Raw genomic sequence first — 16,383 nt, forward strand, 5'->3', positions numbered from 1 at the left:
ACTCTAATAATGTTTTAAAACTCTACAACTATATTTTTAAGAGTTCCTATATCTTCAATAGAACATTCCACAATATCTCCATCTTTAAGAACTTTTATAGGATCAAATCCCATACCTACTCCACTTGGTGTACCTGTAGATATTATGTCTCCTGCTTTTAAAGTAAGTCCATTTGATAGATCGCTTATTATATATGGTATATCAAAAATAAGATTCTTAGTATTGGAATTTTGTCTCAATTCACCATTTACTGTGCATTTTATATCAAGCTCTACAGGAAAAGTAGCCTTGCTCTTATGAAGTATAGCAGGTCCCATAGGACAGAAACTATCAAGGCTTTTTCCTTTAAACCATTGACTGTGTCTGCCTTGTAAATCTCTAGCAGACACATCATTTATTATTGTATACCCAAATATATAATCTTCTACATCTTCTTTTCTTATATTCTTTCCATCCTTTCCTATTATTACTGCAAGTTCTGCTTCATAATCAACCTGTTTAGTAACTTTTGTAGAAAATTTTATACTATCATTCTGTCCTATAGCCGGACTTGCCGCTTTTGTAAAATATATTGGATTCTCAGGTATGTCATTTCCAGTTATTCTAGTTATCTTTACTTCTTTTACATGATCTACATAATTCTTTCCGAGACAAAAAACATTTCTTCTTGGATATGGAATTGGTGCAATTAATTTTATTTCATCCAATAATATAGTAGGTACTTTTTCATTTTTTAACAGCTCTCCTATTTTATGAATCATATCATTAGATGAACTTTCTATAAGTTCTACCATTGTTTTAGGTGGATTTCCTTCTCCAATACTTTTAAATATATATTGAAGATTTACTACATCATTCTCTTTTAGTATACCTATATTTTCCAAACCATCTTTTAAATAAGTAACAAATTTCACAATTACACCTCCTATTTAATAGAATCTAAGCTTTGCCTATACAGTACATCCAATTTTTATCTTCCTCTACTCCAAGATCTATATGGGAATAACCTGCATCCAAGAAAATTTGTTTTAATTCATCTGGTGTATATACATTCATTTTATCTTCGTATTGACTATATTCTTCTCTATGTTTTTCATCCATGTACATTTCATTTATCACTATGAATTTTCCAGTAGGTTTTAAAATTCTTTTTATTTCTTTGAAACTTTCTACTATATTTGGCCAGAAGTATATAGTTTCAACAGCTGTGGCCATATCAAATTCACTATCTTTAAAAGGCAGCTTTTCTACACTTGCATTATAAATTTCTACTCTTCCCTCTTCAATCAATTGTTTATTAAATTCTTTTGACCACTTCACGCAATCCTTAGAATAATCAATTCCTATTACTTTTCCTTTTGGGGACATAGATGCCAATCTATTTACAGTCCTTCCACCACCGCATCCTGTATCTATAATTCTAAGATTTTCATCAATGTTAATTTTATCCAATCCCCATCCTGTTACTGCAAAATGTCTTTCATTCATGTCATCTGCCACCATCTTTCCAGTCTCACCTGATGGTTTTCTGCATTGATTCAATCTTCTGGCAATTTCACTCATATTCAATAACCTCCTTTTTAAATTTAAAGTGCATAATTCTTAATAATCACAGCTTTTATTTTATCATAACCTATATCTTCTGGGAGTAACTCCTTAATTGGATGAAGTCTTTCACATCCAACTTTTTTTATTATTGATATTATCTGATTTTCTTCTTTCTCAGTAAATACATCATTAAAGTTTATATTAAAGTTTTCTTTATTATCTTCCTCCAAATATTTGGTAAGATGATTCAATATAGTTGATATTGTAAGTTGCCTCTTTTTAGCAATTTCTCCTATTCCCATATTCTCTTTAACCATATTCATGGTTATTTCATAAGTTTTTAATTTTCTATTTATATTATTTTCATGTGAACTGTTATCCCTATTCTCTTTTTTAAAATTCCATTTTACATCTATATTGTTTTCTTTAACATAATTTCTGATTTCATCCAAAAATCCAGAACCATATTTTTTTAATTTAAGTTCTCCTACTCCTGATATGTCCAGCATCTGTTCTTCTGTACATGGATACCTGCTGCTAAGTTCTTTTAGAGTACTATCTGAAAAAATCAGATATGGTGGTACACTTTCTTCTCTTGCCATATTCATTCTAAGCACTCTAAGAGCTTCAAACAACTTATTGTTCACACTTATCTTTTTAGCTTTAAATCTCTCTTTTAGTATAACTTTATCTATTCCCTTCAATATCTTTACTGATTCTTCATTTAAAATTACTGTAGGATATTCCCCTTCTTTTAATGATATATATCCATGTGCTATAAGTGTATTTATAAAATTCGAAAGATCTTGCTTAGAGTACTCTTTCATTATTCCATATGTGGAAAGTAGATTAAACCTGTTATACATAACCTTTTTTTGTGTGGAACCTCTCAAAACATCCACTATCATGTTAACTCCGAAATCCTTCTTCATTCTATATACACAGGACAGTACTTTCTGTGCATCTATTGTCTTATCGACATACTCACCTTCAGTTATGCAATTACTGCAATTTCCACATTCCTCATATTTTACTTCTTCTCCAAAATAATTTAAAATATATTTTCTAAGACAACCATTATAGTGTACAAAATCCACCATTTGCTGTAATTTTTTATATTCATTTAATTTTCTATTTTCCGATTGTATACTGTTTTCAATTAAATACTTCTGTGTAATTATATCCTGTGGTGAAAACATAAGTATACATTCACTTGCTTCTCCATCACGACCTGCTCTGCCTATTTCCTGATAATAACTCTCTATATTTCGCGGCATATTATAATGAATTACATACCTTACATTGGATTTATCTATACCCATACCAAAGGCATTTGTAGCTACTATGACATTCACCCTGTCATATACAAAATCCTCCTGGTTCTTTTTTCGTTCATTATCAGACAAACCAGCATGATATCTAGTAACAGAAATATTATTCCTATAAAGCTTATCATATATATTATCTACTTCTCTTCTAGTTGATGCATATATTATACCTTCCTGCTGGATATTTTCATTTATGTAATTAAGCAAATAAGAAAACCTATCACCTATTTTAAGACAGTTTATCTTTAAATTTTCCCTGTCAAATCCTGATATAAATACTTTTGGTGATTTTAATTTTATCTGATCTATTATATCTTTTCTTACTTCTTCTGTTGCAGTAGCTGTAAAAGCTGTAACTACAGGCCTTGTATCAAGTATGTTTATAAATTTCCATATATATCTATAACTGCTTCTAAAATCATGTCCCCACTGAGACACGCAATGAGCTTCATCAACAGCTACCTGGGATATAGAAATATTTTTTATAATATTACAAAATTCTATGGATTCCAATCTTTCAGGAGCAATATAAAGTATTTTTATTGAATTTTCCTTTAACCTTGATATTATTGACAGTATTTCATGCTGATTTAAAGAACTATTTATATAGTCCGCACCTATTCCTAAATTTTTTATGCTGTCAACTTGATCCTTCATCAAAGAAATCAAAGGTGAAATTACCAGAGTAATACCGTCAAATAATAGAGCAGGAACCTGGTAGCATATAGATTTTCCTCCTCCTGTAGGCATTATTGCCAAAGTATCATTTTTATTTAATATATTATTTATTATATCTTCCTGTGAACTTCTAAAACTCCTGTATCCATAATATTTTTGCAAAATTTTCAATGCACTATCAGACACTAAATTCATACACCTCCTGAACTAATTTTATATTTATTATTATAACACTCATTAATTATGTATTGAATCAAGTATTCTAAGTTGTAATGTTATCAAATAAGCATCTTTTCTTATAACTAATATACTGTATTTATAATTTTTTATAATGTGTTCTACAACACTAAAATATCTACTATCAATTTCATATATTATTTCATTATTTTTATCTGCAAAATAATATATATTTTTTAAAATTTTTATATATAAATTATCCCATTCATTAATATTTGTACTTACTACTGAAATTTCAAATATTATACCTCGCGATTTTAATATATTTAAAAGATAGTTATACTTTTTATTAATTTCAGAGTTATGCCGTTCAAGTTTTTGTTTTATTTCAAATGTATTGCAGTATTTTTTTTCTCGTTCTTTTATTTGAGATTGTAAAGTATTTATCTTGTTGTCTAAATACTTTATCCTGTTTTTTATCTTTCTATCATAATTTTTTATCATTTTTAAAAATATATTTTGAGTTTCATCCATATTTAAAATTCCCCTTAAAGTTGAAATACTCTAACAATTCATATAAAATATATACAGGTGATATTATGAGTAAATTTTATACATTAATGATAAAAAGTATATACAATATAAAAAGCTCCCTGTTTTCAAGTATAAATTATTTAAGGAAATTCTTCAATGATAAAAAAACTATTGATTCTATCTACAAAGACATACTGGAAAATAAAACTTCTAAAATAAATACCTTAAATAAAAGACTAAAATCCATAGATCAAAAAACAAGGAAACTTGATATTGAAATTTCTGACATGAAACACTCTACAGAAATAAAAGAAAATCTTATAAAAAGTATCCAATCCATGATATCTCAAAAAATAAATCAGACATAATAAAACAATCTAGACTGTTTTATTATGTCTGATTTTAAAATACAAACTATATTCCCAAAATATCTGATACTTTATTCTGATCAAATCCTAAAATATACTCACCGTCTATTACTATAACCGGAACGCCTCTATAACCTTTTTTCATCAAATCTTTCCTTGCTTCTGCATCTGTAGTTATATTATGCTCTACATAATCCACATTGTTCTCTTTAAAAAATTCCTTGGCTGCATGACAGTATTGACAAGTACTGCTTGTAAATATATCAACTTTACTCATGATATCATCTCCTACTAAAACTTTATATAATCATGCAATATTTTTATTTAACTCATAATATCACATGGAATTATAAAAATCAATATTATACAATAATGTTTATTATATAATCAAATATTCTCTTTTTATATTATGTTTATTTATAAAAAAAGTTTCATCTATATTATTTTCCCTTCTTCAAGATAAAATTCCTCTGAATCTCCGTCATAATTAAAAATTTCTGCATATCTTCCCCAATCTATTATAGTATCCATAATATCTTCAATTTCACCTTGTGGAAAATATTTTTTAAATAATTCCTTAAAAAACTCTTCTTTCATAGTATGATTCTTCTTATTGTTCAATACGTTTGTAATTAGACGAAATGTGGATATTTTTTCTATTTGATTTTTAAATAAAACTTTCTTATCTTCCTTATCCATATCTACAAACTTTTTTCCCAATCCAGTTATAAATATATCTCCTTCTTTTACTTCAGATAATTCCAGTATGGATAGCCCCTCTATATTTGGAAATATATCGTCAGTTTCCAGCATTAAATCCCTTCCGAGCTGATATATGTCCATTTTACCTCCATTATCATCTATAAGTTCTAAAAGTCCTAACATAACTCCGATTTGTGCAATTGGTATTTGTACAAATTTTATGTTTTTACTCTTGTTCAAATCCATATTTTCAATTTCTTCATCTAATTTTTTAGTTTTACCATTGGTAAGTAATTTATAGACTTCATCTACTATTTTTTCAAATTCATGTGATTTTCTATTTCTAGGATGTGGTAAATCTATGTCAACTTCTTCTACTATAGCAGCTGGATTTTTGCTAAGCATTATTATCTTATCCGCCATAAGCACAGCCTCTTCTATACCATGCGTGATCATAACTATACTTTTTATAGGCATTCTCTTTTCCTGCCAAAGCTCTACGATTTCAGTTCTTAAATTTTCAGCAGTCAAAAAGTCCAGTGCGGAAAATGGTTCATCAAGACACAATAATTTTGGCTCTACAGAAAGGGCCCTGGCAAGACCAACCCTTTGTTTCATTCCACCTGAAAGTTCCTTTGGATAAGCTTCTTCAAATCCATCAAGCCCTATTAAATCTATCAATTCTTCAGCTTTTCTATTTCTATACTGTTTTGGGAATCCATTTGCCTCCAGTCCTATTTCAACATTTTGCTGGACTGTAAGCCATGGATATAATGCAAATGTTTGAAATACAATGGCAGTATCAGGATTAACACCATTAATCTCCTTTTTGTAAAAAGTAACGTGCCCTTCATCTGGTTTCATAAGTCCTGTCATTATTCTCAATAGTGTAGACTTTCCAGATCCTGAGGGACCTAATATGGCTAAAAATTCCCCTTCATTTATAGTCAAGTTTATATCTTTCAATATGGGCTTTTCAAAATTTCCAAAACATTTTGTTACACCTGAAATTTTTATAAACTCTTTTTTATTGTTCATCATAGTATCCCTCCTACAATTCTATTTTGAATTTATCATCTGATAGAGCATATAATCTCTTCCATACAATATTGTTAATGCAAACTACAAATGTACACATAACAATAGTTCCAAGAAGAAGCATTGGATAGTTTCCTCTTTCTGTAGCCGTCGATATTAATGATCCCAATCCCTTTGTTGTAAGAACCTTACCGCCGAAATTTACATATTCAGATACAATGCTTGCATTCCAGCATCCACCTGCAGCTGTGACCATTCCAGTTACAAGATATGGAAAGATAGAAGGTATTATTAGAGTTTTCCATTTCTTCCATCCTCTAATACCATATATTGTGGAGGCCTCTTTCAAATCTTCAGGTATTGCCGATGCTCCTGCAATTACATTAAATAATATATACCATTGTGTTCCCATAAGCATTAACACTATTGAAGCTATATTAAGCCCGCCCAATTTATTTACAAAGAATATCAATATAACAGGAAAAAGTGCAGTTGCAGGAATGGAAGCCACCACTTGTATAACAGGTTGAAGTATATTGGCAGCTTTCTTGTTCATGCCTATAACTACTCCCAATGGTACTGTCCACATAAGAGCTATAATCTGAGCTGAAATTACTCTTAAAAATGTATATACTGCTGCTGGAACAACTTCAAGTAATTCATACATTGAAAGATTTTTTAAAAGCAATACTGCATTTGCTGTACAATAAACTATTATTGCACAAATTATTATTCTAAATATCCACTTTCCTATTCCATTTCCCACCTTATTCCTACTCTTTGGCTTTCTATAATATTTGATAAAGAACTGGTCTATTGCAGTATTAACTTTTTCAAATACTACTTTTAATATTTTATCTATAAAAAATTCTACTATAACAGATCTTCTGAAAAAAGTAAGTACAAATGAGTGCTGCTCTTCTCCTGATTGTGTAAGTTCCATTTTAAATTTATCCGACCATACAGTTATAGGTCTCCATATCAATACATACATAAGTACAATAACAAATACGAGTGCAGCTATACCCCACATAAGGGCCCTATAATTTTGCTCATTAGCTGCAATCTGTAAAAATGATCCTATACCTGGCAATCTAAAATCTTTTCCCCTCAGTGTAAACATCTCACATACCATAAGGAAAAACCATCCTCCAGCCCATGACATAATACTATTAAACACCAAACCTATAACAGAAACGGGCATCTGCAACTTTTTGAAATTCTGCCACTTGTTTAATCCGAATATTCTAGCAGCGTAGTTAAAATCTTTTGGAATTGATTTTATTGAGTGATAAAAACTAAAAGTCATATTCCATGCTTGTCCCGTGAATATAAGTATTATACAAGATAATTCAAGCCCAAAATTACTATGTGGAAATAATTTTATCAATCCTAAAACTACAGCAGGCAAAAATGACAATACGGGTAAAGACTGAAGTATATCTAAAAGTGGTATCATTACTTTCTCTGCATTTTTATTATGAGCTGCTGTGTAACCATATATAATGGTAAATATAAAGGACAAAATATATGCTGCAGTCATCCTGCCTACTGATTTCAGAACATAACCTGGTAGATCACTTATATTGGTTGAAATTGCAAGTGTATCTCCACTTCTTTCAGATAAACTTCCTGATGAAATAATCAGATATAGTATTGAAGCTATTGCTAACAGTATGATTATATCTACAATTCCAAATTTTCTATTGACTATAGTCTTTTTAATATGCATTATTACACCTCCCATTTAACACTATAGAACATCATGCATTTTTTATAATTATTTTTTAAAATAAAAAGAGCCCTATAAAAAGGCTCCAAAAAACGCAAAGATATTAAGACTAAATACAGAATTCTTCGTGGAGTTTTGGCACTATATGGCGTTGAGTTATAACTCAGCTGCATTAAGTAGAACCTTAATTCGGCAATACCTGTTAACCCATTGGCATCTCTCGATATTTTTGGGCAGCAGCATATATCTCATATAGGAGCCTCACCTAACAAATAAAATATTCAATTAATAATTTATTACGGTTGTAATTATATTCTTATACTTATTTTTTGTCAACAAATATTAATTGTGGTATACATATTATTTTGGAATATTAGCCATGAAATATTAATAATTATAATATATACTTAAGAATAGGAGATTCTAAATTATGAGTATATTAAAATACGTTAAAATGTCTATAAATCTTTTCTGCATATTGATTATTATAATACTAATATTCATATTTACAATGCCATCCAATATTAAAATAAAGAATTCAAACTTAAAGATGAGTATACCTACGTTTAAATTGAACGATACATCTATAACATACAGCAAAAATAATACCAATCCATCTAATTACAGTATTAACCGCACCGAAGTACTTAACAGAGCTAAAGAAATGACTCAAGTCAAATGGACACCAAAATACAATCTGTTTGACAAATATGGACATTACATATTTAAAAAAGGCAGCACTTATTATGGAATACCATACAGTATGGATTATTATCAAACAAGTTCCATCAATGATTTTTTACACAAAATAAATAATTCCAAAATTATATACGGAAATGACTGTTCTGGTTTTGTAAGCATATGCTGGGGTATAATCAGGCAAACTACACTTTCACTTCTCCATGCAGTAAAATCTCATAATAAAATTGATGGGAAAAATGTGATTCAAATTTCATGGAATGAATTAAAACCTGGAGATGCCTTACTTGTTGACAATGGAAAAGGAGAAGGCCACATTATGATGTACATTGATACTAATCCTAAAAATAGTAATGAATTAAATGTATATGAGCAGAACATTCAAACTACAGTTCCATTTTATCCAATGCCAACAGCAAGAAAGGATACAAGATTTAAAAATATTCTTATAAAAGAAGGCTATATTCCAATTAGATTGATAACAATAAACTGATACATTAACATTAATCTAAAAAATAGATTATATCTCCAAGCTTATCTGCTTCACGTTTATCATGAGTTACTATTATCATAGTATTGTTTCTATTTTTATGTACTTTTAATATTTCATCCATAATTCTATCTTTCAATCTATCATCCAATCCCTTAAAAGGCTCATCCATCAATATTAAATTGCTATTATATGCAATGGTCCTTCCAAGGGCAACCCTTCTCTTCATTCCACCACTTAACTCATGTGGAAATTTATATTTGAATCTCTCAAGTTCCATTATTTTTGCATATTCATTGGCTATATTTTCAGATTGTTCTTTTTTCATATTGGACTTAAGTACAAAAATAATATTTTCCAATACTGTCTTGTTAGGCAAAAGCCTGTCTTCCTGAAACATATAGGATATGCTGTTTCTGTTTACAAGAACCTGACCTTTATAAGCTTTATCAGTACCTGCTATTATATTTAAAAGTGTAGTTTTACCACATCCTGAAGTACCAAGTACTATATTGATCTTATGATTTTGAAATTCTATATTAAAACCATGAAATACATTATTTTGATTATAGGATTTAAATAAATTTTTTATTATAATATTCCCACTATATTCCACTAAATATTCTCCTTCAATTTCAATTATACATTTTCAGATCTGAATTCTCTTAAACAAAATCTAAATACCTTTTCGAATATAAAACTCATCAATATTACTGTAACCGTCCATGCAAATAATTCAGAAGTTTCAAGCATTGTTTTTGAATTTAAAAGGTTCAAACCTATAGAATATTTAGGAGTACTCAACACTTCTGAAGCTACTGAAACCTTCCATCCTATACCAAGGCACATTACTATTCCCGAAACAATATAATTTTTTATACCTGGCAAATATATATCAATTAGTATATGCCTCTTTTTAACTTTATATATATTTGCCATTTCTATAAGTTTTCCATCTATTGACCGGATTCCTTCAAGTACATTTGTATAAACTATCGGGAAACATATTAATATTGCCGTAAATACAACTACCTTTGAGGAAGTAAACCAGACAAGGGCTATTATTATTATTGATATTACCGGAGTAGCTTTTACAGTTACAATTACAGGTTCTAAAAGATCTTCGACAAATTTATTAAGTCCTGCAAATATACCCAGCACAATACCCCCAAATACAGATATGGAAATTCCCAATATGACCCTAAATAAACTTTGAAAGATACTCTTCCAAAAATAAACTTCTGCTGCTAGAGATATAAAAGCTTTAATAACTTCAAATGGTGAAGGTAATAATATAGGGCTGTTTACTACTTTAGAACAAACTTCCCAAATTATTATCCAAAATAATAGTATAATCGGTTTTCTAATTATTCTTGGCTCCACTATAGTAGAAATTTTCATCCGGCATTTTTCCTCCAATGGATTTTGGATTGTTTGATTTCAAAATACTATAAAAATTTTCTAGAGATTTCCTACCGTCTTTAGTACTTATAAATACTATATTGCATCTTGGTATAGCTTTTTCTGCCACTTTCGCATTAGGAAGAATACCATTTTTCTGTATAAGTTCTCCAGCCTTTTTAGGATCTTTATTTACAAATTGTACAGATTGACTGTACCTTTTTAAAAACTCATCTGCATCCTTTCCTTGTTTATCTACAAAATCCTTTTTAAATACAATAGTTCCCATTATAAGATTGCTTTTCCCTCCTGATACCTTATTCCATTCTTTAGTAAGATCCAATGATATATGCAAATTTTTATCTTTCATTTGAGTAGTTGTAACAAAAGGTTCTGGAAGAACTGCTATATCAATTTTTTTAGCTGCTATAGCAGAAGCCACCTCGCTGTGATCTGTCTTGTACTCTATTTTTACATCTTTATCAGGATCTATTCCATTTGCCTTAAGTATATAATTTAATGCAAATTCAGGTACAGCTCCCTTTCCACTTGAATATATGGTTTTGCCTTTTAAATCTTTTATATTTTTTATTGAATTTCCATTTTCAACTATGTAGAGCATTCCAAGGGTATTTATTCCTGCAAGTTTAACTTTTCCATTTGTTTTATTATACAAAACTGCGGCCAAATTTGATGGAACTGCAGCAATATCTACCTCACCACTGACAATTTTAGATACTATTTGATCTGGTGAATTATATATGGAAATATCATAATCAGATTTATTATCTTCCATAAGTTTTACCATTCCAATACCTGTAGGTCCCTTTAAAGCCGCCACCTTGATTTTGAATTTTTGAGTTTGCTGAGAAGTCGTACTATTTGAGCATCCAGCTGCAAAAAGCATGGAAAATACTAAAACTGCCGTTGTTAAAATAATACCAATTTTCTTTTTCATGATTTGTCCCCCTATCACTGTATTTATTTAAAATACATCAATTTATTACAGGTATATTATATATCAATTTTATACATTTTGCTATTAATACGTTAATTTCTTGACTAATCCATTTTAATATTTTTATTCAAAAATTTAACAAAAAGTTGACATGTGAAAAATCAAGGATTAAAATATATTTATTAGCAGTTAACCACATCGAGTGCTAATTTCAAAATATTTTTACTAAAGTACTCTATTACTCTTATAAAAATTACTCTAAAAAACACTTCTTAACTGATATTATGGTATTTGTAATATCAAGCTAAAAAATGTCTAAAAAACTTTTACTATTAAAAATAAAATATATTTTAATCAAGCTTGTTAATGTGAAAAATGGATTAAATTCCAAATATTAATTTTATAGGGGGAAGCAATATGAAAGCATTACTTTTAGCAGGCGGCAGAGGTACTCGATTAAGACCTTTGACAGACAATATTCCAAAACCAATGGTTCCTATTATGGGTAAACCTCTTCTTGAAAGAACCATACTTAAATTAAAAGAATCCGGTATAGATGAAATAGTGATAAGTACTTGCTATAAATCAAACTATATACAAAATACAATCGGAGACGGACACAATCTAGGAATAAAAGTCAATTACATTTTAGAAGACATTCCTCTTGGAACAGGTGGAGCAATAAAAAATTCAGAAAAGTTTTTCAATGACAGTTTTATAATTTTAAATTCAGACATTGTATGTGATATACCCTATGATAAATTTATAAAATATCACAAAGATAAGCATGCCAAGGTATCCATAGCCATGACCAAAGTTAAAGATCCATCACAATATGGGGTAATAGAATTTGACAAAGATAATTATATAACTGCATTTAAAGAAAAACCTAAACCTGGTGAAACCAATTCAAAATGGATAAATGCAGGTATATATATTTTTGAACCGGAAGTTTTCCACGAGATACCTGAAAATAAAGTAGTTTCAATAGAAAAAAATACTTATCCCCTTCTATTAAAAAAGAACTACAAGATGGCAGCCTATCAATATTCTGATTATTGGATAGATATTGGAACAATAAAAAAATATATAACAGCACACTCCGATATACTGCTGAAGTGCTATAAAAACATTGCAGAAAGAAACAAAAATTTTAAAATAAATGATTTAATCATAAAGGGCAGCAATATAAAAATAGATCCTAGTACGAAAATAATAGGTCCGGTATTTTTAGGCAATAATATAACTATAAATGAAAATTGTAAGATAGGACCCTACACTGTTATTGGAAATAACTCAAATATATCTTCCAATTGCACTATAGAGAAAAGCATACTGTGGAACAATATAAAAATAGATGAAAATGTTAATTTAAAAAATACTGTAATTACATCCAACTACAGAGTAAAATCTTATTGCAGTATTGAAAATAAAGCTTGTGTTTCAAATGAATATAAAAATAATCTATTAGCTATTTAAGACCATAAAATTTAATAAACATAAGGAGTGAATCATATGGATAAAAACATAGTTTTCCTAAGCACTTATCCACCTAGACAATGTGGAATAGCCACATTTACAGAGGATCTGGTGAAAAATTTAAAGAAATTATATCCCTTAAATGCATATAAAATTATAGCTATAAATGACACACATTATAACTATGGAGATGATGTTTGCGGAGTTTTAAATCAATTTACAAAAGATGACTACAAAAAATTGGCATGTAGATTAAATAGCTCAGATGTAGACTTAGTTGTTATAGAACATGAATATGGCATATATGGCGGAGATACAGGAGAATATTTGCTTGACTTTATAAACAACTTGAAAATTCCTTTTATAACTACCCTTCATACTGTATTGTCGGAACCTTCTGAAAAGCAAAAATATATACTGAATTCTATAGGGAAAAGAAGTAAGAGAATTATAACTATGGCAAAAAACTCTTCTGAAGTATTAAAAAAAGTATATAACATACCTAAAAGTAAAATACAAATTATGCACCATGGAGTTCCAAACATATCTGTTAAGGACAAAGATAACCTAAAAGATACTCTTGGTTATAAAAACAGATGCATTATCAGTACTTTTGGATTATTAAGTCCCGGCAAGGGAATAGAATATGCCATAGAAGCCATAAGCAAAGTTTCAGAAAAACATCCTGAAATACTCTACTTGATACTAGGTAAAACTCATCCTTGTATAAAAAATGAGTATGGGGAAGAATATAGAGAAAAGCTTCAAAAAATGGTTCAGAATTTAAAAATACAGGATAATGTAAAATTTATAAATAAATATCTGTCCAAGGCAGAAATAGTAAACTATCTGAATTTATCCGATATATACATGACACCGTATCTCAGCAAAGAACAATCCGTAAGTGGAACTCTTGCCTATGCAGCAGGATATGGAAAAGTTATAGTATCTACACCATACAGATATGCACAGGAAATGCTAAATAACAATAGAGGTATACTTGCTAAATTTAGGGATTCTAATTCACTATATGAAGCCGTAGAATTTCTATTAGACAATCCAACAGAAAGAAAAACCATGGAAAAAAACATGTCTAGACTAGGCTTAAATATGAGATGGCCTAACGTAGCAAGCAGATATGAAAATCTATTCTCAAATATAATAAAAGACAATAAGTGCAAAAAGCAGGTGGTGTAATTTAATGTTTACCGAAAAAGATGCAGAAGCATTATTCATAATTACAGATGATACAGGAATGATACAACACAGCAGTTTTACCATACCCGATCCAAATTCCGGATATACTACAGATGATAATGCTAGGGCTCTTATGACATCAGTTATGCTATATGAAAAATATAGCACTCCAAAATATCTGAAACTTATATATAGATACCTTTCATTTCTTCTATATGCTCAAAATAAAAATGGAGGTTTTAAAAACTTCATGGACTACAATAGAAACTTCATAGAAGAAAACGGATCTGAAGATTGCTTTGGAAGATGCCTTTGGTGCCTTGGTTATACGCTTAATTCAAATAGTCTATCAGATACTGTGAAATATGCTGTTCTAGATATGATAAAAAAGGCTATTCCAAATATATATAATTTGAATTTTATAAGGGGAAAGTCCTACTCCCTAATAGGACTATGTTTGATTTTTAATTTTATGAATGATAAAGATAAAATTAAGGATACAATAGTGAAAATATCCGATCAATTAGTCAATAATTTCAAAATCAACAGTAATGCTGACTGGAAATGGTTTGAGGATAAATTAACTTATAGTAATTCAATTCTTCCATTCAGTCTACTAAAAAGTTATGCTCTAACTAAAAATCAGGAATATCTAAACATCGCTATTGATACTTTAAGTTTTTTAGATAATATATATTTCAAAAGTGGTTATTTTAAACCAATAGGTTGTAATGGATGGTTTGAAAAAGGTGATATTTCGCCAGCAGAATTCGATGAGCAGCCAGTAGAATCCTGCAGTTCTGCTTTTATGTATTTGGAAGCATATAAAATAACGAGGAAATCCATATACTTAAATAGACTAAAATCATGTTATGAATGGTTTACCGGAAATAATTCTTCTAAAAAGTCTCTTATAGATAAATCAACTCATGGAAGCTATGACGGTATAATGAAATCCCGTATAAATTTAAACACTGGCGCAGAAAGCATACTGGCCAAAATAACAACTCAATTACTATTAAGTGAATACTTATAATTTATTGCTCTATTTAAGCTCAGGAACTATATACTTTGGAATTTTACCAATTAGACCTGAAACTAAGTTTTCAGCTGCTGTCATATCCATGCTAAATCTAGTTTTTTCAGTGGCAGACCCTATATGTGGAAGAGTAACTACATTTGACATTTTAAGAAGAGGATTGTTCTTATTTACAGGTTCTTGGGCATATACATCAAGCCCAGCTCCTAATATCTTCTTATTCTCAAGTGCATCTATAAGAGCTTTTTCATTTACGGTTTTGCCTCTTGATGCATTAATAAATATAGCAGTATCCTTCATAAGATCAAATTCTTTATAATCAATTAAATGCATTGTTTCTTGAGTAAGTGGTATCATCAAAACTATATAGTCAGATTGTATTAGAAGTGTATCCAAACTAACATACTTTACACCAAGTTTACTCTCTGTATCAAATTTTCTACTTCTATTATGATATAACACATCCATACTAAATCCTAACCTTGCCCTTTTAGCTACCTTTTGTCCTATTCTTCCCATACCTATAATTCCTAAAGTGGCATGATGTACATCTACTCCATACAAATTTTCATTATCGGATGACTTCCACTTGCCATGCTTTACATATGAGTCCATTTCAGGAATTCTTCTAGCTGTTGAAATTACGAGAGAAAATACTAGATCGGCTACAGTATCATCAAGTACAAAAGGTGTATTTGTACCTATTACACCTTTGGATTTCATTGATTGCAAATGAAAATTATTATATCCTACAGAACTGTTTGATACTATTTTTAAATTTGGCGCATGTAAAAGTAACTCATCATCAATTTCTTCTCCTGATTCTAAAAAGCCTTCAACATCTTTTAATTCTTTAAATAGCTGCTGTCTTGATATTGCATTATTGGAATTCCAATATTTACACTCACAATATTGTTCCAAATAATTCTTTACTTCTTCCGGAATTGATTTTCCAATAAATACTTTTGGCTTGTTCACTAATATTCCCCCTTGTATAATGTGGTTATAACATTCA

Annotated in this window: 16 protein-coding genes and 1 riboswitch; of the genes, 5 read left to right on the forward strand and 11 right to left on the reverse strand. The window is 29.5% G+C overall.

The window, feature by feature from the left end; all coding sequences use genetic code 11:
* Window positions 1-14 precede the first annotated feature (14 nt).
* Genes J418_RS0100945 through J418_RS0100960 form a run of 4 tightly spaced genes read right to left on the reverse strand, consistent with a single transcriptional unit; the run spans window position 15 to window position 4,265 of the window.
* Window positions 15-914, reverse strand: a complete 900-nt coding sequence (locus J418_RS0100945; protein ID WP_017894590.1) for a fumarylacetoacetate hydrolase family protein — start codon at window positions 912-914, stop codon at window positions 15-17.
* Between the two features lie 25 nt (window positions 915-939).
* Window positions 940-1,563, reverse strand: a complete 624-nt coding sequence (locus J418_RS0100950) for a class I SAM-dependent methyltransferase (RefSeq protein WP_017894591.1) — start codon at window positions 1,561-1,563, stop codon at window positions 940-942.
* A gap of 23 nt (window positions 1,564-1,586) precedes the next feature.
* Complete coding sequence (recQ, locus tag J418_RS0100955; protein ID WP_017894592.1) at window positions 1,587-3,749, reverse strand: DNA helicase RecQ; 2,163 nt, start codon at window positions 3,747-3,749, stop codon at window positions 1,587-1,589.
* Window positions 3,750-3,791: 42 nt separating this feature from the next.
* The gene (locus tag J418_RS0100960; RefSeq protein ID WP_017894593.1) at window positions 3,792-4,265 is read right to left on the reverse strand and encodes a hypothetical protein; all 474 of its coding nucleotides are present in this window, start codon (window positions 4,263-4,265) and stop codon (window positions 3,792-3,794) included.
* Between the two features lie 65 nt (window positions 4,266-4,330).
* On the opposite strand from J418_RS0100960, the gene J418_RS0100965 reads away from it, so the two are divergent.
* Window positions 4,331-4,633 carry a hypothetical protein gene (locus J418_RS0100965; RefSeq protein WP_017751049.1) on the forward strand — a complete coding sequence of 101 codons (303 nt, stop codon included), beginning with the start codon at window positions 4,331-4,333 and terminating at the stop codon, window positions 4,631-4,633.
* Between the two features lie 46 nt (window positions 4,634-4,679).
* On the opposite strand, the gene J418_RS0100970 is transcribed toward J418_RS0100965, so the two are convergent.
* From J418_RS0100970 to J418_RS0100980, 3 genes are all read right to left on the reverse strand, one after another.
* Window positions 4,680-4,910, reverse strand: a complete 231-nt coding sequence (locus J418_RS0100970) for a glutaredoxin family protein (RefSeq protein WP_017751048.1) — start codon at window positions 4,908-4,910, stop codon at window positions 4,680-4,682.
* Window positions 4,911-5,068: 158 nt separating this feature from the next.
* Complete coding sequence (locus J418_RS0100975; RefSeq protein WP_017751047.1) at window positions 5,069-6,376, reverse strand: ABC transporter ATP-binding protein; 1,308 nt, start codon at window positions 6,374-6,376, stop codon at window positions 5,069-5,071.
* A gap of 10 nt (window positions 6,377-6,386) precedes the next feature.
* Entirely contained in the window at window positions 6,387-8,105 is a 1,719-nt protein-coding gene (locus J418_RS0100980) for an ABC transporter permease (protein WP_017751046.1), read from the reverse strand.
* Window positions 8,106-8,218: 113 nt separating this feature from the next.
* Window positions 8,219-8,385: riboswitch (M-box (ykoK) riboswitch) on the reverse strand.
* Window positions 8,386-8,535: 150 nt separating this feature from the next.
* Here J418_RS0100980 and J418_RS0100985 point away from each other — a divergent pair.
* Entirely contained in the window at window positions 8,536-9,297 is a 762-nt protein-coding gene (locus tag J418_RS0100985) for an NlpC/P60 family protein (RefSeq protein ID WP_017894594.1), read from the forward strand.
* Window positions 9,298-9,307: 10 nt separating this feature from the next.
* On the opposite strand, the gene J418_RS0100990 is transcribed toward J418_RS0100985, so the two are convergent.
* Genes J418_RS0100990 through J418_RS0101000 form a run of 3 tightly spaced genes read right to left on the reverse strand, consistent with a single transcriptional unit; the run spans window position 9,308 to window position 11,653 of the window.
* Window positions 9,308-9,910: an ABC transporter ATP-binding protein gene (locus J418_RS0100990; RefSeq protein ID WP_017751044.1), complete on the reverse strand. Its 603-nt coding sequence runs from the start codon at window positions 9,908-9,910 to the stop codon at window positions 9,308-9,310.
* Window positions 9,911-9,933: 23 nt separating this feature from the next.
* Window positions 9,934-10,695, reverse strand: coding sequence for an ABC transporter permease (locus J418_RS0100995; RefSeq protein WP_017894595.1), 762 nt, complete (start codon window positions 10,693-10,695; stop codon window positions 9,934-9,936).
* Window positions 10,658-11,653, reverse strand: a complete 996-nt coding sequence (locus tag J418_RS0101000) for an ABC transporter substrate-binding protein (RefSeq protein WP_017751042.1) — start codon at window positions 11,651-11,653, stop codon at window positions 10,658-10,660. The genes J418_RS0100995 and J418_RS0101000 overlap by 38 nt, the downstream gene beginning before the upstream one ends.
* 417 nt (window positions 11,654-12,070) lie before the next feature.
* Between J418_RS0101000 and J418_RS0101005 the strand changes: the two genes are divergently transcribed.
* The 3 genes from J418_RS0101005 to J418_RS0101015 are packed head-to-tail and all read left to right on the forward strand — an operon-like array spanning window position 12,071 to window position 15,365.
* Window positions 12,071-13,132, forward strand: coding sequence for a nucleotidyltransferase family protein (locus J418_RS0101005; RefSeq protein WP_017894596.1), 1,062 nt, complete (start codon window positions 12,071-12,073; stop codon window positions 13,130-13,132).
* Between the two features lie 36 nt (window positions 13,133-13,168).
* Complete coding sequence (locus J418_RS0101010; protein WP_017751040.1) at window positions 13,169-14,329, forward strand: glycosyltransferase family 4 protein; 1,161 nt, start codon at window positions 13,169-13,171, stop codon at window positions 14,327-14,329.
* A 4-nt stretch (window positions 14,330-14,333) separates the two neighbouring features.
* A complete protein-coding gene (locus tag J418_RS0101015) occupies window positions 14,334-15,365 on the forward strand; it encodes a prenyltransferase/squalene oxidase repeat-containing protein (protein WP_017751039.1) in 1,032 nt (343 codons plus the stop codon).
* Between the two features lie 9 nt (window positions 15,366-15,374).
* Here J418_RS0101015 and J418_RS0101020 read toward each other — a convergent pair whose 3' ends face one another.
* Window positions 15,375-16,346, reverse strand: a complete 972-nt coding sequence (locus tag J418_RS0101020) for a 2-hydroxyacid dehydrogenase (protein ID WP_017751038.1) — start codon at window positions 16,344-16,346, stop codon at window positions 15,375-15,377.
* Window positions 16,347-16,383 lie beyond the last annotated feature (37 nt).

Origin of the sequence: Clostridium tyrobutyricum DSM 2637 = ATCC 25755 = JCM 11008 (assembly GCF_000359585.1) — a bacterium.
Taxonomy (GTDB): Bacteria; Bacillota; Clostridia; order Clostridiales; family Clostridiaceae; genus Clostridium_B; species Clostridium_B tyrobutyricum.